Genomic DNA, 18,339 nt, shown 5'->3' on the forward strand with positions numbered 1-18,339 from the left:
GTGCACTTTCATAGTGCAGCGCGCACGCCGCGATGATTCGCGAAGGCACGTTGTTGGCAATCGTCAATACGGTCACAAGTCCTGAGCTCTAGTGCGCTTCCGACGGATCCGTTTTCGTCGTCTTCACCGCGCGAATCTCCGGCCCGAGTTGAGCGAAGATCCACGCTGACGCAGCCGTAATGATGCCGACGCACAGAAACGTCGCGTGAAAGGCGGGCAGCGAATTCGTCGCGGTGACCTTCGGCAAGATCCCCGTAAAAGTCGCGAGCACTGCGCCGGCGATGGTGACGCCAAGACTCATCGAGAGCATTTGCACGAGCGAGAATAAACTGTTGCCGCTGCTGGCGCCGCCGGTCCCAAGGTCTTTCAACGTGAGCGTGTTCATCGCGGTGAACTGGATGGAGTTGACGCCGCCGAAGAACGCCAGTTGCACGAGCCGCAGCCAAAGAGGCTGATCGGCGCTCGTGAGGGAGAAACTTGCCATCGTGAGGCCAACGAGCACCGTGTTGACCATCAGTACCTTTCGATACCCCCGCTTCATGATCAGACTCGTCACAATGCGCTTTGACAGCATCCCGGCAGCGGCCACCGGCAGCATCATGAGGCCGGCTTCAAACGCCGAATAACCTAGACTGATCTGCAGCAGCAACGGCAGCAGATACGGCATCGCGCCGCTACCGATGCGCGCGAACAGGTTGCCGAGCAAGCCGACGCTGAACGTATGGATCTTGAAGAGATCGAGCGAGAAGATCGGTTGCGGAACGCGCACGGCGTGCAGTCCGTAAGCGACAAAACACGCCAGGCTCAGCACGAGCAACACGAGCACGATGGCGTGTTGAAGGCCGAGATCGGCGAGGCCATCGAGTGAAATGGTCAGCGCGACCATGCCGACCGCGAGCATCAGATAACCGGCGAGATCGAAGGGCGCCGTGGCCGGGTTGCGGCTATCGGTCATGAAGAGCCGGGTAGCGATACAACCGATCACGCCCACTGGCACGTTGATCAAAAAGATCCAGTGCCACGAGGCAATCTGCACGATCCAGCCGCCGAGCGTCGGTCCTATGAGCGGCCCGATCAACCCTGGAATGGCGACGAACGACATCGCGCTGAGATATCTTTCGGCAGGGACTACGCGTAGCAACGAAAGGCGTCCGACGGGCAGCAGCATCGCGCCACCCACCCCTTGCACCACGCGATAAACCACGAGTTGCATGAGCGAGTGAGCGTTCGCGCAAAGCAACGAACCAATGGTGAAGATCAGGATCGCGCTGAAGAACACGTGACGCGTGCCGAGCTTGTCGGCCAGCCAACCGGAAAACGGAATGACCGTCGCCATGGTCAACGAGTACGCAATGACCACGCCTTGCATGCGCAGCGGCGCTTCGCCGAGGCTTTTCGCCATGGCCGGCAGGGCCGTATTGACGATGGTCGAATCGAGCGTTTGCATGAAAAAACCCGTGGCGACCAGCCACAACATGACAGTGAGCGATTGGGGTGAGGGTGGGGGCGTAACGTTCGAGCGGATTGTGTCGGGCATGGAGGAAGCCGGCGGAGGGAGTGTCGTGATTTTACGTGGATGTGGGCGTGCTTAACGTGCGGATCTTCATAGCAATCGACGGGCCGATTCGGCTACGCTTGAAACCGATCGGAGTGCGGGCGGTCCATATCAAGTGAGGATAAATGCGCAAGTCTCGAAGGCCAGGCATACAGCATTGAAAGGGAGCATGGCGATGAAATCTGTTGACGAACTCTGGCGTCTGGCGCAAGGAGGCCCTGAGGCGCTTGAACACCTCACGGTCAGCGGCGACGAACGGCAACTGCCGTCGGTGTATCGCGTGAGCGCGTTGGCGGCGACGAGCGTGGGCGCATCGGCGTTAGCGGCGGCTGAATGCTTCAGGCATCGCACGGGGCGGCAGCAGGAGGTGCATGTCTACACGCGGCGCGCGGCCATTGCGTTTCGAAGCGAGCGCTATCTGCGCATTGGCGCTGACAATCCGCCGGAGTTGCGCGATCCGCTGATGGGCTTCTACGAGACCCGTGACGGCCGCTGGATCCAGCTTCACACGAACTTCAAGCATCATCGGGAAGGTGTGGTGAAGCTGCTCGGGTGCGCGAACGATCTCGCTGGCGTTACGCAAGCCATCCGTCACTGGGACGGCGCCAACCTGGACGAGGCACTCGCCGATGCCGGCCTGTGCGCCGCGCTGATCCGCTTGCCGGACGAGTGGGCAAGCTTGCCGCAGGCTCAAGCAATCGCAGAAATGCCGTTGTTGGAAATCGTCAAACTCGATGATGCGCTGCTGGAAGCAATAGGCCGCGACGAATCACATCGGCCTTTGTCAGGCGTCCGTGTGCTGGATTTGAGCCGCATCATCGCGGGGCCGGTGGCGGGGCGCACGCTCGCCGAGCATGGCGCCGATGTCCTGCTCATCAACGGTCCGCATCTGCCGAACATTGCGCCATTAGTGATCGACAACGGCCGCGGCAAGCGCTCGGCGACGCTCGATCTTCGCGAAGAAAGCGGCCGCGAGTCGCTGCGTATGCTATTGAAAGATGCCGATGTGTTCCTGCAAGGTTATCGACCCGGCGCGATGGCAGCACTCGGATTCGGACCCGAAGAAGCCGCGCGGCTGCGTCCGGGCATTGTGTACGTGACGATATCGGCGTATGGGCACAAAGGTCCCTGGTCGCAACGGCGCGGCTTCGACAGCCTCGTGCAATCGGCGAGCGGCATCGCATGGACGGAAGCGCAAGCAGCGGGTCAGACGCAGCCTCGACACTTGCCTTGCCAGGCGCTGGATCACGCCACAGGTTATCTCGCGGCATTAGGCGCGACGATCGCGTTGCATCGGCGCGCCACGCAAGGCGGAAGCTGGCACGTGCGTGTATCGCTGGCGAGTACCGGGCGCTGGTTGCAATCGATGGGACTCGTCGAAGACGGCCAGAACGTGCCCGATCCCCAACTTGACGATGTCCGCGACATGCTGCAAACCATTGCTTCGCCGTTTGGAACGCTCACGTGCACGCAGCCGCCTGAACGTATGTCGCTGACGCCGCCATATTGGGGCTCGCCGCCGGTGCCTATCGGGACTGACCAGCCGCGCTGGTGGTAATTGCTTGCGACTACTTGCGCAGCTCCGCGACGAAATCGTAGTAGTCGTTGCGGCAATACGTATCGGTGAGTTCGATCGGGCGCTGGTCCGCCGTATAACCGACGCGTGTGATCAGCAGCAGCGCGTCATGCGGCGCAATGCCCATTTGCTCGGCGATTTCGTCGCTGGCGTTGACCGCGCGAAAATGCTGCAGGGCTCGCACGATCGACAAGTTGCGCTGTTCCAGGAAGCTATAAAGCGAATCACCGACGGCCTGCGGGTCTGGAATCAACGCCGCTGGAAAGGTGGAGTTCTCGACCGCCATCACGATGCCATCGGCCGTGCGCAAGCGCCGCAAGCGTGTCACGGCCGCCGCCGGCGATAACCCCAGCTGGATCACTTCATCGCGATTCGCGGGTTCGATCACGCGGGAAAGCCACTTCGAACCGGGGGTAAAACCGCGTCGACGCAGCATTTCGCTGAAGCTCGACAGCCGCGACAGCGGATCTTCATAGCGCGGCGTGATGAACGAACCGGCGCCTTGCGTGCGTCGGATCAGCCCTTGTTCGACCAGCAACGCGATCGCTTTACGCGACGTGATCCGCGATACCCCGAGCGCCTCCGACAGCACGCGTTCCGAGGGCAGCGCTTCGCCCGCATTCCAGCGATTGTCGTGAATGGCGTTGCCGAGCTTGCGGGCGAGCTGGAGATACAGCGGGGTGTCACTGTCCGGGTCCGGGCGCAAGTCGCGCCAGCGGTCCTCCGATGTCGTGTTCATAGTGCGCAGAAGTTGGGACCAAGGGCCGATTCTAAGACAAGCAGCGCCGCGACGGGGTTTGAATGAAAAGCTGAATGGATCGGGGGAAAGTGCTGATTGCTTTGCTTATCGCCAGACGGCCGCTTCGCTGAGGCCCATTTCGGCGAGATCGGCAGCGCGCAGGGAGGCATCGATATCGCAGAAAAATTCGTCCAGCTGCGGCGGTTCGACCGATGTTCCCGCAAGCATCGCATGCACTTGCCCACGATGGTGGATCTGATGCTGGAACACATGGCCGAGCAGCCGGGCACGCGTTTCTTGCTGTTTTGCGCGCGGACGCAGCAGGGTGACTTGGCGCTCGAGGGTGTTATCGGTGAGATTGGCGCAGTAGTCGATCAGCCTGCGGTCCGCCAGCCGTTGTTCGCGCTGCAGGTCGGCGCAGGTGTCGTAAGGTTCTTCCGGCTCGAAGAACGACATGATCTGCGGATGGGGCGGCTGGTTGTTTTGCTCGCGTTCGAGCGCATCGAAGTAAAACCAGTCGACGGTCAGATTGTGGTTGAGCGTTGCGTTGATCGACGGAAAGAAGCTGGTTCGATGCGCGGTGAAATCTGCCTGGCTCAGCTGAGCGCAAGCCTTCAACAAGCGATGATTCGACCACGCGTTGTTATAGGCCATGCTGAGGAAGTGAAGAGAAAGCAGGTTTGACATGATCAACGGCTCGTGAAGCAGGACGATTGCTATCGAAGGAAAGCGGCCAGAAATTATGGCATGGGGCAAGTTGAGCGCTGTCTTAGGGTCCGCCCTCACCCGTTCTCATCCGTTCGAACTCACCAAACAAAACGTCCGCCGAAGCGGACGTTTGTCATCGTGTCATCGGTTGGGCGATCCGGTCTTTAGGCCGTAGCCGCCCCACCAACCCCGCGCCCTGTGCGCATATACATCGCGACAGTCAGCGCCACGCCCGCCGCCGACGCAACCGCAGCGAACAGATACACCGAGCTAAATCCGAACTCGCCCGCGATATACCCCGCAAGTGGCCCCGTCACGCCCAGCGACAAATCTAAAAACACCGAATACGCTGACAACGCCGCGCCGCGGCTGGCCGGCGGCACAAGCCCAACCGCTTCCACGCCGAGCGCAGGGAATATCAGCGCAAAACCAAACCCGGTTAGCGCCGCGCCGGCAAGCGCGAAGGCGGGATCGGCGGCAAGCCAGAGCATCAACAAGCCGGCGCATTCGAACGCAAACGACACAATAGCCACGCGAAAGCCGCCGAAGATCTTGATGGTGTTGGCAAACAAAAGCCGCGAACCGACGAACATCGTGCCGAACACGGTCAGTGAGAGCGCTGCGTCAGGCCAGTTGTGCGCGGCATAAAAGAGCGTGATGAACGTGGCGATCGATCCAAAACCCGCAGACCCCAGCGCCAGACCCATACCATGCGGCAACACGCGAAAGAACACGCTGCGATACGACATGCGCTCGCCATGCACGACCGGAACCGCGTCCATCCGCGTGGCGAGCCAATATCCAAGGCCTCCGAGCGCGATCACCAACGCGCCCAGCGATGCAAAGCCGATCGAGCGTTCCATCGCCACACCAAGCGGAGCGCCAATTGCGAGCGCGCCATACGTGGCAATGCCGTTCCACGAGATCACCCGTCCGCTGCTGCCGGTTCCAACCCGCCCAATTCCCCAGGTGATCGCACCGGTTCCGACCCAGCTCTCGCCGAAACCAAGCACCAGACGGCCGATAATCAGCAGCCCCAGGCTCACTGCGTGCCATTGCGATGCGAGCGCTGCGCTGAGCAGCAACACGCCGCTGATCGCGCAGGCGCTCAGTCCGTACAGCACGGTCTGCTTCGGCCCGATAGTGTCTGCCGTGCGCCCGGCGAGCGGGCGCGAAGCAAGCGTCGCGAAGTACTGGACGCTGATTGCCACGCCCGCCATGACCGACCCATAGGCTAGATCCGTATGCACGAAACCCGGCAGCACCGCGAGCGGTATGCCGATGGTCAGGTAACAAATGAACGTGAATGTGACGACCGAGATGATCCGCCCGGTAATGGCTATATCGGCGCGGCGGGAGAGCGGGGCTTCGGAGGGCATTGGGGTAAGTGCGGGGTTGATATTGCAGAAGAAGCGTGATTGTCCCATAGGTTGGGCGCGAACGTGACTCGGCAGGCACGTGTTCAGGACCCGCAGAATAGCGGAAAGGCTTGTCGGAGAAGGGTTTGCAGAATTTTGCGTTGCGGCACAGAATTTTGAGTCTGGCCCGCAACCAGCCAGCATCAAGCGACGAAACGAGAAACTCTTACCGGTTATCCGCAGCCGCGGGCTGCCCGGTCAATTCCAGGGAGACATCGGCCATCAGTGCCTGCAACCAGGCGAGATCGGTGGGGCGGCTGACTTCGGGCAGGGACATCAGATAACTTTCGATAGGCGGAAACTCGATCGGCGATTCCATGACCACCAGCGGCAATAGCGCCGCGTAATGCAGCGCGAAGCGTCGCGTGGCCGTGAAGATCAAGTCCGATTGCAGCAGCACTTGCGGCACGAGCCCGAAGTACGGAATGGTCGTGACAATGCGTCGCTGGATGCCCGCGCCCGCCAGACCTATATCGATAGGATGACGCTTCGCACCGCTATACGTGGTGGGCGCGAGATGCGCGGCGAGCGCATAGCGTGCGGGCGTCAGCGGTTCGCGTGCGAGTGGATGGCCGCGGCGCATGAGGCACACGAAGCTGTCGGTGAAAAGGTCGCAGCGCGCAAAACGCGGCTCAGGATTTTCCCAATTGCCGATAACCACATCGAGCTCGCCTTCATCGAGCGCGCGTTCGTGATCGAGCGTCGGCGTCAGCGATTCGATTTCCAGCCGCGCGCTGGGCGCCGCCACGCGGAACGCGCGGATCAGCGTCGGCATGAAAAAGTCGTTCAGGTAATCCGGCGCGGCAACCCGGAACGTGCGCCGTGACGTGGCGGGATCGAACGCGCCATGCGGCGTAGCGACAAACTCGACCTCGCGCAACGTGCGCTGCACCGCCGGCAGCAGCGACGCGCCGTACTCGGTCGGCACCATGCCTTGCTTGCCACGCACGAGAATGGGGTCGCGCAGGAGTTCGCGCAGCCGCCGCAGCGCCGTGCTAATGGCGGGTTGCGTCTGCCCCAGCCGCAGCGCGGCCTGCGTCACGCTGCGTTCGGTCAGCAGCGTTTGCAGCACGCGGATCAGCCAGATGTCGAGGGAATCCGGGGCGGAGCTGGCGTAGTCGGCGGGATCAGTTGGATCGGTGGATTTGGTCATTGAGAGAGCGCGGTCTTCGGGTGGACCCTTGGCTAAATGTTGCGTAGCAATGCGTGGCGGGGCGATCAGGCGTTGTGCACGCCGGTCGAGAAGGCGCTATGGAATGCGCCACCGAATGTGCCACCGAATGTGCCACCGAATGTGCCACCGAATGTGCCACATTAAGCCCGGCCGGGCCCTCACGCCATAGCGTGCATGCTATGCGTGGGATACGGCCCTTCGGTCGAGCCGCGCGGGCGATCTGGTCAAACGTCATTGCACGCCGCCTACACGGCCGGCGCGGTCCGCGGCAGATTGCTGATTCGCTGCACTTCCGCAGCTTCCAGCCAGTTTGGCGAACGGGCAACGTAGAGCACCATGGGAAGCGTGTCTTCGCCCCAGAACAATTGCTCGTTCACGACGAAAGTCGGCACGCCGAACACGCCGAGTTCGATCGCTCGTTCCACATTTGCCATCAAGCTCGCCTTCACGTCCTCGAGTTCGATCATTTTCCCGCCATCGGGCAGGCCCACGTGGCGGCACAGATCATCGAAACCCTGCTCCGTCGACGGATCGCGGCCGTCCTTCCAGATGAACCGGAAAATCTCGCGGATACAGCCGATCTCGCCGCCTGATGCCACGGCCAAACGCAACGCCTTGCTGGAATCGAAGGGATGCGATGGCGGCATTTTGAACGGAATACCAAGCTGTTCGGCGCGAAAGAGCGCGTATCGATACATGAACACGCGCTTCGACGGAATCAGGCCCGGCATCGGCTGGCCCCAATGCTTGAGGAGCTTCAGATAGTCGATTGGCAGGATTTCGAACGGTATGTTCGGCCACTTTTCATGCTGTTCGAGCAGCAGATACGAAAAGGGAGAGTTGAAATCGAAAAAAAAGTACGGCTGGCGCGGATCGATGGAAGGCGAGGCGCTCATATGAATCTCCCTGTTGCATTGCTCGTCGCGTTAGCCGTCACACCCGGCTACCGTTGTTTCTTCTTTCGATATTACGTGGTGTGCTGAACGCTGTCTCCCTGCGCGTCGAGCGCGGCAGCCTGCGCGATGGTCAGCCGCTGCCGCACGAAGCCAATATGCTCGCGCAGCACGTAGAACTGGTCGGCGTAGGCGAGCGGCATCTTCATCTGGTTGACCGCATTTTCGATGCCATCCACCCGCTCGATCAGCGCCTCCCGCTGCGCCGGTTCGGGGTCGCTCATGGCCTCGCGTTCAATGCCGATCAGCGCGCCGTAGATCTTGTAGATCCGCGATTTCACGCGCCATCTGTACAGACTCGGCACGAGCCGCAACCCCGGAATCAGCACTACGATGATCGGCACCAGCAGCACGATCACGCGATCCGCCAAGCTCGCAATCCAGAACGGCAGCGTCCGGTACAGGAAACTTTTACCCGACTTGTAGTAACGCTCGGCGTCGTCGCTGATGTGAAATTCGTGCTGAAGCGGCGCGGGGAATTCGTTGGCCGTCTGCAACAGGTTCGCGCGCCCATGCACCTCTTTCGCGGCTTCGATCAGCAGGTCGGACAGCGCCGGATGAAGTCCGTCACGGGCGATCAATTCGGCCGTCGGCGCGATCAGGTGGATGGGATGCGGCGGCACGTTTTTCGCCAGATCGAGCGAACCCATTGGCAGGACAATCACCTTCAGGTACGGAAAGCGCCGGGCATAGGCGTCGGCCTGGGTGAAATCGAAGAAATGAATGCCGGGGGAGCGAAACAGCTTGCCCATGGTCGGCGGCTGCGCGGAATCGCCGGTGAGAAACGCCGCGTCAATGCTCCCGTCCGTGAGCGCGCTGGCTGCCTCGTTGCCGCTCAACGGCAGCAATTCGGTGTCGCCGCCCGGCTCAATGCCATTCGCCTTCAGCACCGCCAGCGCGAGCGCGCGCGTGCCGCTGCCTTCGGTGCTGATGGCGAGCCGCTTACCCTTCAATTCTGAAAGCCGCGTCAGCATCGGTCCATGATAAAACACCGCCAGCGGCACATACGCCACGCTGCCGAGCGATACCAGATTCTCGTGCTTGTCCGGCGCGCCGGGGGCCGACATGCCGCCCTGCACGAAACCGACATCGACGTTCTGTTTCGGGTCTTCGAGCTTTTGCAGGTTATCGAGCGAACCTTGCGACTCCAGCACGTTCAGCGTGACGCCGTTGCGCGCGAGAATCCGTTTGTACTGCTGCGCGTCGTTCCAGAACGAGCTGCCCTTGGTTCCCGCCGACATCGTCAGTGTGTTGGGCGGCGCGGGCTGGATCAGGCGCACGGCGAAATAGATCGCGGCGGCGCTGATCAGCAGGATGGGCCCGAACGACACGGCCAGGTCGCGCCAAGAGATGGCGACGAAGCGCGCCATGGTCGGCGGCATGCGCCGCGCACGGGATTTTTTCGGGGTGTCCTGAAGGGGAGGTTCCTGGCCGGGAGTTTGGGTCATTGTCGGGTTCGATGGAGCGGGGACCTGCGTTGACGCAAAACCGCAAAACCTTGAAAGCAGCGGATTTTATAAACGACAGCGGAAAAGAGAAAGGGGAAAGGGAAAACCCTCGCATTCAGTCATTCATCAATCAATTAGATGGTTAAAACCCTCCCGTTCTACGCGATAAGCATTTATTCCGTCGCGGCAATGAAATATGCTTGTGCTAATACACCGATACGTATGCCGTTAGTTCATTGCCAGCGTCCTGTTGCAATTTTCGCCGATGGTACATGATCACCGGTGCCGTTGGATCACGGGCAGGCCCTAACTTGGTATGACAATAACGACAAGTACGGTCGAGTCGGCGCTTCATCGTGTTAAATGCTTTGCGCTTCTCGCGAGGCTGGATTAAATTGACGTTCGCCGCCGTAGAACCAGCATCCGCGCCGCCAAACCGGCATTCGGAAAAAATACTCCGAGCAGAACCGGCCGCGTCGCATGATGTGCAGCATCTTATGTCCTTGTGCCAGCGGTAATGACTTCCGTATAAGAATGGCCGGACATTCGTTTTTTTTCGCCAGTCTCTCGCAACACCGTGTCGCCAGCATCGCCGGTTTGTTTGTGTCGTAGGGTCGTCGATCGTCGGATCGCCGGTGATACTCAGACCGCAAGATGTCGTAGCAAGCCGCTGGGTTGATGCGGTCCAAAGAAGCACAAGAGCAACACTTTGCGAAGTCCAAAGCGAAACAAAAAGGAGAAGTCATGAAAGTAGTCGATATGTTGAAGGCGCTGAGCGTCGTGGTGTGCGTCGCAGTGGCGTCGAGCGCTTATGCTCAATCAAGTGATGCCGCGGCCACGACTGACGCAGCGCCGTCGGCCAAGACCACCAAGAAGGTCAACCGCAAGCTCGGCCTCGATGTGCGCCGTGCCTTGAGCAAGGCACAGGGCATCGACGTGTCGAACATCTTCGTGCGCGCACGCGGCGGTGCAGTCGTGCTGACGGGCACGGTGCCGGACGGCGCGCAGATCCCGAAGGCCGAAGAAGTGGCCAAGGGCGTGAGCGGCGTGACCTCCGTGTCGAACAAGCTGACCCTGGGTCAGCCGAATGGTGGTGGAGGCTAATGTCTTCCTGAGCCATGGACTGCGGCGCGTCATTGCAGCGGTTTTGCGGCGCGCGACGCGGTTTCGTCCAGTGGTTTAAATAACGGGTTCCGGTGCATCGCACCGGAACCCGTTATGCGTTATGGGCTCGGGCTTCCTGGTTGAGAGCAGGCGCCAGGTTCGCGACGTGCATCGAAGAAGCATGCCGGATAAAAACGACAGGGTGGAGGCGACGATGAAAAATTTCCCGCGAGTCACGGCAGCCAGGGCGGCCACGGCGCTTGCCCTGACATTGGCGATGTTCGGGTTGGCGGCCTGTCATGGCGACGATGACGATCATGGCAACGGCAACGGCAACGGCTCCAAGAACAACGCTCTGCCGCACTTCATCTCCGGCAGCGTGCGTACGCAAATCTACGACGGCACGACCGACGACCTGCTGACGGCGGGACTGGGCAAGGACGGGTTGGCATCGGCTACGCCACCGGGCATCTCTAATCCAGCCGCACCGAGCGCCGCTGAGTTGCGCCGTCTCGCGATTTACTCGAACTATCGCGCGCTCGTCGATATGTCCATCAATGGCGGCTACGGGCGCTTCTGGGGGCCGAACGTCGACTTGAACGGTAACGACACGCTCGGCCAAGGGATGATCGGCGGCAAGGAATATCTGGCTTTCGCCGACGACGGCAGCGGCACGCTCAACGTGAGTTTGCTCGTGCAGATTCCCGCGAGCTTCAACCCCGATCAGCCGTGCATTGTCACCGCCACATCGTCCGGCTCGCGCGGCGTGTACGGGGCGATATCGGCGGCGGGAGAATGGGGTTTGAAACGCGGCTGCGCAGTCGCTTACACCGATAAAGGCAGCGGCAACGGCGCGCACGAACTGGCGACGAACACGATTACGCTGATCGACGGCACGTTGACCAATGCGGCCGCTGCCGGCAAGACCAGCGTATTCACGGCGAACCTCGGAAGCACAAGTCTCGCCACGTTCAACGCGCAATTCCCGAATCGCTACGCGTTCAAGCACGCCCACTCGCAGCAGAATCCCGAGAAAAACTGGGGCACGAATACGCTGCAGGCGATCCAGTTCGCGTACTGGGCGCTCAACGATACCTACGGTTCCCTCAACGGCAGCACGCGCCAAATCCGCTATAACCGCGGCGATGTGACGACCATCGCGGCGTCGGTGAGCAATGGCGGCGGCGCGTCGCTCGCGGCAGCCGAGCAGGACACGCAGGGATGGATCACGGCGGTGGTTGTGGGTGAGCCGCAAATCAACCTGAACGTGCCATCGCAGGTGTCGGTGAGGCAGGGCGGCGTGGCGGTGGCATCGTTTGGCCGGCCGCTCGCCGACTACATGTCGCTCGCGAACCTGCTGCAGCCGTGCGCGGCATTGGCGCCGGCCGCGGCTGGCGCGCCGTATCTCACGACCTTACCTTTGGCTACGACCGCGTCGATCCGGGCGGCGCGCTGCGCGTCGCTGGCCGTGAACGGCGTGATTACCGGCGGTGACGTAACCAGTCAGGCCAATAGCGCGCTCGCCCTGTTGCATCAGGCGGGTTATCAGACGGATTCCGACTTCCTGCAGGCGCCGATGTGGGATTCGCAAGCCGTGCCCGCGGTTGCCGTGACATACGCGAATGCGTACACGCAGTCGAGCGTCGCCGATAACCTCTGCAATTTCAGCTTCGGCACGACCAATGCCGTGACGGGGGCGGCGGGCGTCAGCCCGGCTGTATCGCCGATGCCGACGGTGTTCGGTAACGGCAATGGCGTGCCGCCGACCAACGGCATCAACCTGGTCTACAACCTGGGGAATGCGGGCGCGGCGGACCATCGATTCGCTACCGCCGACGCCAGTTTCGCCGGCGCGTTTTGTCTTCGCGGTTTGTGGACGAACGGCGATGCGCGGATGACAGCAAGCGTCAACGCAATCCGCGTAAATGCGAATCTGCGCGGCAAGCCGGCGATCATCGTGCAGGGACGCTCGGATACACTTGTGCCGATCAACCATGCGTCGCGCCCGTATGCCGCGATGAACAAGCTGGCCGAAGGTAACTCAAGCAATCTGTCGTTTTACGAGATTACGAACGGCCAGCATTTCGATGCATTCCTGAGCGTCGCAGGCTTCGATACGCGCTTCGTGCCGCTGCACTACTACAACCTGCAGGCGCTGAACCTGATGTGGGCGCATTTGAAGAACGGAGCACCGTTGCCGCCGTCGCAGGTCGTGCATACGGTGCCGCGGGGCGGTACGGCCGGGTCTGCGCCAGTTTTGACGGTGAGCAATTTGCCGGCGATTTCGGCGTCGCCGGGGGCGAATGCGATCACGTTTAGCGGTGGCAGCGTGAACGTGCCGAATTGAAGGAGATTTGATCTCGCCGATCATCTCCCGCACTTTTGCAACGCTTAAGGCGTAGTCGCCGATGCCGCCGCCGGCGCGGACGCGGGAGCAGCAGCTGTTACTGTCGTTGCCGCCGGGGCGCTGGCGGCTGAAACGGTACTTGCCGCTGGTGCCGGATTAGCGGCACCGGCCTTTAACTCCGCGCGAGCGGCCGAACTGGCGGCCGGCGTCTGCACGACGATAGGCGTTGGCGTGAGCTCCGGCGAATTCAGGATCAGCGATGGCGCAAGCGCCTGGCTGCTGACGTTCTCGCCAGGAACGGGCGAACTGCGCGGCACCGTCTTCAGATAGTGGCCGACCAGACTAAAAAAGCGGTCGTAGAACTTGCCTGCCGGCACGGTTTCGCTGGAGATTTTCACCATCGAGTCGCTGTTCGATCGGATCGGCAGTGAGAGTGAGCCGAGCACGCTCAATCCCACGCTGGCCGACGTATCGCTTTTCTTCAGCGTATAACCGTCCTGCACCGCGTTCACATACGCAATGCTTGTGTTGCTCGCGTTCTCGCCCGCCGTGCAGACCACATGAAACGACACCACCACGTGCGTATCCGCTGCCGGCTGGAAGTTCTTGGTGGCATCGACGGTATCGGGCTGCGCCATGGTCGTCATGTAACCCTGGCTCAGCAGCGCGCGGCGCGAGGCTTCGCAGGTCTCCTGACTGGTGGCGTCGTAGTCGTGCGCGAAGGGACTCGCGCCCGTCGAGAACATTTCGGCCTGGTAGCTAGGCGTGGGCGCGGCCTTCCCGCCACAAGCGGCGAGGGCGAGCAGGGGTAAGGCGAGTGAAAGGCGGGCAAGCGGGTGGGCAAACAGGGTGTGCATGACAATCGGCAGGATGAAACGAAGGACATCGACGGGCTAGATTGTAGTGTGCCGGGCGAGTGAACGTAAAAAGCAGGAAGTTAACGGCCCAGGCTCTAATTGTCCGAAGTATCTGAAGTCACGCGCTCTTGGCGCGAGAAAAAGGATTTGGGGTTCGGTCGGGCAAACGACCTTGATCTTTTGAATCTCTCCGACTTCGAACTTTGCGGGGCAGTTTCAAGGGGCCCGTTATATTGGTTCGTGTCGTCGTCGGGTTTACCGTTGATTTAATGCGTGAAACATAAAAGTTCAGCTAACTCGGCCGCGTAGTTAAACGCGAGCCTAAGCGGTCGAACCGGATATCGGCCATGTGAAGCACAGCCCGCGCAGGCTCAAGGAGTAAACGTGGTGGTGTGCGCGCACGGTTTTCAACCTTGGGTGCCTTGGGTGACGGACCGGGATCGCGCTGGCTGCTGGCTGCCGCGTGCGATCGCTCGCCTGACGTTGGTTGCAGCATTTTTTCTGCATCGATGTTTGCATGGCGCGCCTGGATGCGAGCCGCCCGCTTCACTATCGCTTTCTAATCTTTCGAGCATGCCCTCTCTTTGTTCCCTTCTGCGACGATAGCTTCGTCCTGGATCGCGTGCTGAATTTTGCGGCGCTGACTTACCTGTCGTCGCCCGGCGTTCTGGCTCGCGCAACGCATAAAGCGCACACGAAAACGCCTGTGAGCACGCCGGCAAAATAGCAGGCGGCGTGCGTGAAAAAGCTGAACATCTAGTCCTCTCCTTATCGTGTGATATCGAAAAATGGCGACAGCGCAGACCGGGATAAGTGCATTCGATCGACGCAGCTTATTGCCCGGTTCCCTGACACACTCTGATACTCCGGCGCGCCACGGCGACATAGCTTACCTCACAAGCCTTGCCAGAAAGTCTTCGGAATAAATCCGCTGTTGTCTTTTTCTTGGCCGTTGCTGCTTATGCATCGCGATAAGTCGCCCGATGCCGTTGAATCGCTGCGTTCTTGTATTCCGGCTTTGGTTCTTGTTCTTATTTTTGTTCAGAATGAATGCTAAGAGCAACGGGTCCAGACTGGCCCGAATTCTACGTCTTGCTCGGGCTTCGTATCGCTTGATCTTGTCGGGCGATTGTTGCACCGCATCGAGAAAGGAGATTCGCTCGGCATCGAGTGCGGTCAGCTTCTGGATTGGATTCCGATGAACAAATGCGATGCCGGCGCGTTCGTCAATATACGAGGAACTTGAGAGCATGGCTATTGATAAGCCATGTATGCCGTCGTCGCGTATTGCCGCCTAGATATACAGCCAGTAAGAGAATTGACATCTGCCATCGCCGTCATGGCTAACTACATTTTAGTTAGGGTAACGATGGAAGAGAGTTTTGGCGAACCGCAGCAATGGATCGCTGCGGCTAAGCACGCAAGTAGCGAAGCTGCACGAGGATTTGGCAATCTACGCTGCGTTTTTTCTTTAAGAACGCGTCGATTGAGGTGCGGTCTTACGCTGTCATTGCGGCTAAGAATTGCCGGTACAGATATGAATTTCTCAGCCAAGGGCAGACATGACAAGCCTAATCGAATGGTGTCAGGTAAAAGGCAGGCTCGGTAGCGAAGTTCTGTCGGCCGGATTGAGCATGGTGCAAAACAGGTTCGCGCGCGAGAAGCGTTAGAGGCTGGTACGTGGCTGGTACGTGGCCGCATGTGTCAATTGATTCCCGGACACGCTGCACAACGCAATCTAAACAGCAGATCGATCGTCCTGATTGATGCGCATACATCTGGAGCGCGCGTAGCGAGACTTAAATCTCTAGCGCCAACGTCTGAAGTAAATCGGTGCACGTGCCAAGCAGCGACGTGCGCCGAGGTGATTATTTTCCGCCGACAAGCACCAGCGAAATAACGCATTCGCGATGCTGATCGACTGGCCGCAGCGAAGCAGCGAGATGGGGTCCGGGGGGACACAGCGGAAGTTGTCGCCGTGTTCCCTCGTTCACACAAAGCGCTGCCTGCTTCAATGACCGCCGCCGTTTCCGCCGCCACCACCACCACCGCCACCGCCACCGCCGCCGCCACCATTGCCGCCGCCATGACCGCCGCCGTGACCGCCGCCACTGCCGCCGCCGTTTCCACCGCCGTTTCCGCCGCCGTTTCCACCGCCGTTTCCACCGCCGTTGCCGCCGCCGTTGCCGCCGCCGCTTCCGCCGCCGTTGCCGCCACCGCTTCCGCCGCCGTGACCGCCGCCGTGACCGCTGCCGTTGCCGCCACCGCTACCGCTACCGCTACCGCCGCCGTTTCCACCGCCGTTGCCGCCGCCGCTTCCGCCGCCGTTGCCGCCGCCGTGACCGCCACCGCTTCCGCCGCCGTGACCGCTGCCGCCACCGCTACCGCCGCCGTTTCCGCTGCCGTTTCCACCGCCGTTTCCACCGCCGTTTCCACCGCCGTTGCCGCCGCCGTTTCCACCGCCGTTGCCGCCGCCGTTGCCGCCGCCGTGACCGCCGCCATGGCCTGACGATCCGCCACCGGGTCCGCCATTGTTGCCATGGCCGTTGCCATCGCCGCGGCCGTTACCGTCGCCATGACCAGTTCCGTTGCCGTGGCCGTTGCCATCGCCATGACCGGTGCCATCACCGTGACCGGTGCCGCGACCATCGCCGTGGCCGTTACCGTCGCCATGACCGGTTCCGTTGCCGTGGCCGTTGCTATCACCGTGGCCGTTGCCATCGCCGTGGCCGTTGCCATCGCCGTGGCCGTTGCTATCGCCGTGGCCGTTGCCATCGCCATGGCCGTTGCCATCACCGTGGCCGTTGCCATCGCCATGACCATTGCCATCGCCATGGCCGGTTCCATCGCCATGGCCGGTTCCATCGCCATGGCCGGTTCCATCGCCGTGGCCGTTGCCATCACCATGACCGTTGCCATCGCCATGACCGTTGCCATCGCCATGACCGTTGCTATCGCCGTGACCGGTGCCGTGACCATCGCCGCGGCCGTTACCGTCGCCATGACCGGTTCCGTTGCCGTGGCCGTTGCCATCACCGTTGCCATCGCCGTGGCCGTTGCCATCGCCATGACCGTTGCTATCGCCATGGCCGGTTCCATCGCCGTGGCCGTTGCCATCACCATGACCGTTGCCATCACCATGACCGTTGCCATCGCCATGACCGTTGCCATCGCCGTGGCCGTTGCCATCGCCGTGACCGGTGCCGTGACCGGTGCCGTGACCATCGCCGCGGCCGTTACCGTCGCCATGACCGGTTCCGTTGCCGTGGCCGTTGCCATCGCCATGACCGTTGCCATCACCGTGGCCGTTGCCATCGCCGTGGCCGTTGCCATCGCCATGACCGTTGCTATCGCCATGGCCGGTTCCATCGCCGTGGCCGTTGCCATCACCGTGGCCGTTGCCATCGCCGTGACCGGTTCCATCGCCGTGACCGGTTCCACCGCCATGACCGTTGCCATCGCCATGACCGTTGCCATCGCCGTGACCGGTTCCATCGCCGTGACCGGTTCCACCGCCATGACCGTTGCCATCGCCATGACCGTTGCCATCGCCGTGGCCGTTGCCATCGCCGTGGCCGTTGCCATCGCCATGACCGTTGCCATCGCCGTGGCCGTTGCCATCGCCGTGGCCGTTGCCATCGCCATCGCCATGACCGTTGCTATCGCCATGACCGTTGCCATCGCCGTGGCCGTGGCCGTGGCCGTTGCCATCGCCATGACCGTCGCCATGACCGTCGCCATGGCCATCGCCGTGGCCGTTGCCATCGCCATGACCGTCGCCATGGCCATCGCCGTGGCCGTTGCCATCGCCATGACCGTCGCCATGACCGTCGCCATGGCCATCGCCGTGGCCGTTGCCATCGCCATGGCCATCGCCGTGACCGTGGCCATCGCCATGACCCGTGCCGTGACCGTCGCCATGACCGTCGCCGTGACCCGTGCCGTTGCCATCGCCATGGCCATCGCCGTGACCGTGGCCACCGCCATGACCATGCCCGTGACCGGAGTTTCCACCCGTATCGCCGCCTGTGTTACCACCCGTGCTGCCGCCTGTGTTACCACCCGTGCTGCCGCCTGTGTTGCCACCCGTGCTGCCGCCGGTGTTACCACCCGTGCTGCCGCCTGTGTTACCACCCGTGCTGCCGCCGGTGTTACCACCCGTGCTGCCGCCGGTGTTACCACCCGTGCTGCCGCCGGGGTTACCACCCGTGCTGCCGCCGGGGTTACCACCCGTGCTGCCGCCGGGGTTACCACCCGTGCTGCCGCCGGGGTTACCACCCGTGCTGCCACCCGTGCTACCACCCGTGCTACCACCCGTGCTACCGCCTGAGTTGCCGTTTCCGCTGCTACCGCCCGACCCTACGCCGCCACCGTTTGAGTTGCCGCCTCCGCCGCCGGTGCCCGTGCTTCCTCCGGCTGCGCCGGTGGCGCCGCCACTCGAACTGCCACCTGTAGAGCCA

14 protein-coding genes are annotated in these 18,339 nt (G+C 61.7%); 4 read left to right on the forward strand and 10 right to left on the reverse strand.

Annotated elements, in window-relative coordinates:
• Positions 1-88 precede the first annotated feature (88 nt).
• On the reverse strand, positions 89-1,537 hold the full coding sequence (gene mdtD / locus ACMX25_RS32185; RefSeq protein ID WP_414953949.1) for a multidrug transporter subunit MdtD: 1,449 nt from the start codon (positions 1,535-1,537) through the stop codon (positions 89-91).
• 193 nt (positions 1,538-1,730) lie between these two features.
• Here mdtD and ACMX25_RS32190 point away from each other — a divergent pair, with 193 nt between their 5' ends.
• Entirely contained in the window at positions 1,731-3,113 is a 1,383-nt protein-coding gene (locus ACMX25_RS32190; protein WP_414953950.1) for a CoA transferase, read from the forward strand.
• Positions 3,114-3,123: 10 nt separating this feature from the next.
• On the opposite strand, the gene ACMX25_RS32195 is transcribed toward ACMX25_RS32190, so the two are convergent.
• The 6 genes from ACMX25_RS32195 to ACMX25_RS32220 all read right to left on the reverse strand — a co-directional run bounded on the left by ACMX25_RS32195 (position 3,124) and on the right by ACMX25_RS32220 (position 9,571).
• Complete coding sequence (locus tag ACMX25_RS32195; RefSeq protein WP_089166381.1) at positions 3,124-3,870, reverse strand: GntR family transcriptional regulator; 747 nt, start codon at positions 3,868-3,870, stop codon at positions 3,124-3,126.
• 105 nt (positions 3,871-3,975) lie between these two features.
• Positions 3,976-4,557, reverse strand: coding sequence for a DinB family protein (locus ACMX25_RS32200; protein ID WP_414953951.1), 582 nt, complete (start codon positions 4,555-4,557; stop codon positions 3,976-3,978).
• A gap of 185 nt (positions 4,558-4,742) precedes the next feature.
• Entirely contained in the window at positions 4,743-5,957 is a 1,215-nt protein-coding gene (locus ACMX25_RS32205) for an MFS transporter (protein WP_414953952.1), read from the reverse strand.
• A gap of 205 nt (positions 5,958-6,162) precedes the next feature.
• The gene (locus tag ACMX25_RS32210; protein WP_414953953.1) at positions 6,163-7,149 is read right to left on the reverse strand and encodes a LysR family transcriptional regulator; all 987 of its coding nucleotides are present in this window, start codon (positions 7,147-7,149) and stop codon (positions 6,163-6,165) included.
• A 266-nt stretch (positions 7,150-7,415) separates the two neighbouring features.
• Positions 7,416-8,066, reverse strand: coding sequence for a 2-hydroxychromene-2-carboxylate isomerase (locus tag ACMX25_RS32215; protein ID WP_414953954.1), 651 nt, complete (start codon positions 8,064-8,066; stop codon positions 7,416-7,418).
• A 71-nt stretch (positions 8,067-8,137) separates the two neighbouring features.
• Positions 8,138-9,571: a TAXI family TRAP transporter solute-binding subunit gene (locus ACMX25_RS32220; protein WP_414953955.1), complete on the reverse strand. Its 1,434-nt coding sequence runs from the start codon at positions 9,569-9,571 to the stop codon at positions 8,138-8,140.
• A gap of 744 nt (positions 9,572-10,315) precedes the next feature.
• Between ACMX25_RS32220 and ACMX25_RS32225 the strand changes: the two genes are divergently transcribed.
• Both ACMX25_RS32225 and ACMX25_RS32230 read left to right on the forward strand, forming a co-directional pair.
• Positions 10,316-10,675 carry a BON domain-containing protein gene (locus ACMX25_RS32225; protein WP_414953956.1) on the forward strand — a complete coding sequence of 120 codons (360 nt, stop codon included), beginning with the start codon at positions 10,316-10,318 and terminating at the stop codon, positions 10,673-10,675.
• Positions 10,676-10,952: 277 nt separating this feature from the next.
• Positions 10,953-13,022 carry a D-(-)-3-hydroxybutyrate oligomer hydrolase gene (locus tag ACMX25_RS32230; RefSeq protein WP_414953972.1) on the forward strand — a complete coding sequence of 690 codons (2,070 nt, stop codon included), beginning with the start codon at positions 10,953-10,955 and terminating at the stop codon, positions 13,020-13,022.
• 44 nt (positions 13,023-13,066) lie between these two features.
• Here the strand turns inward: ACMX25_RS32230 and ACMX25_RS32235 are convergent, their stop codons facing one another.
• The 3 genes from ACMX25_RS32235 to ACMX25_RS32245 form a co-directional block, all read right to left on the reverse strand.
• Entirely contained in the window at positions 13,067-13,879 is an 813-nt protein-coding gene (locus ACMX25_RS32235) for a DUF2242 domain-containing protein (RefSeq protein ID WP_414953957.1), read from the reverse strand.
• A gap of 889 nt (positions 13,880-14,768) precedes the next feature.
• Positions 14,769-15,131, reverse strand: a complete 363-nt coding sequence (locus ACMX25_RS32240; protein WP_414953958.1) for a hypothetical protein — start codon at positions 15,129-15,131, stop codon at positions 14,769-14,771.
• Between the two features lie 452 nt (positions 15,132-15,583).
• A complete protein-coding gene (locus tag ACMX25_RS32245; RefSeq protein ID WP_414953959.1) occupies positions 15,584-16,456 on the reverse strand; it encodes a hypothetical protein in 873 nt (290 codons plus the stop codon).
• Between ACMX25_RS32245 and ACMX25_RS32250 the strand changes: the two genes are divergently transcribed.
• Positions 16,419-18,209, forward strand: coding sequence for a hypothetical protein (locus ACMX25_RS32250; RefSeq protein WP_414953960.1), 1,791 nt, complete (start codon positions 16,419-16,421; stop codon positions 18,207-18,209). The genes ACMX25_RS32245 and ACMX25_RS32250 overlap by 38 nt on opposite strands.
• The last annotated feature ends 130 nt before the right edge of the window (positions 18,210-18,339 follow it).

This window comes from Caballeronia eucalypticola (genome assembly GCF_047608185.1).
Lineage (GTDB): Bacteria > Pseudomonadota > Gammaproteobacteria > Burkholderiales > Burkholderiaceae > Caballeronia.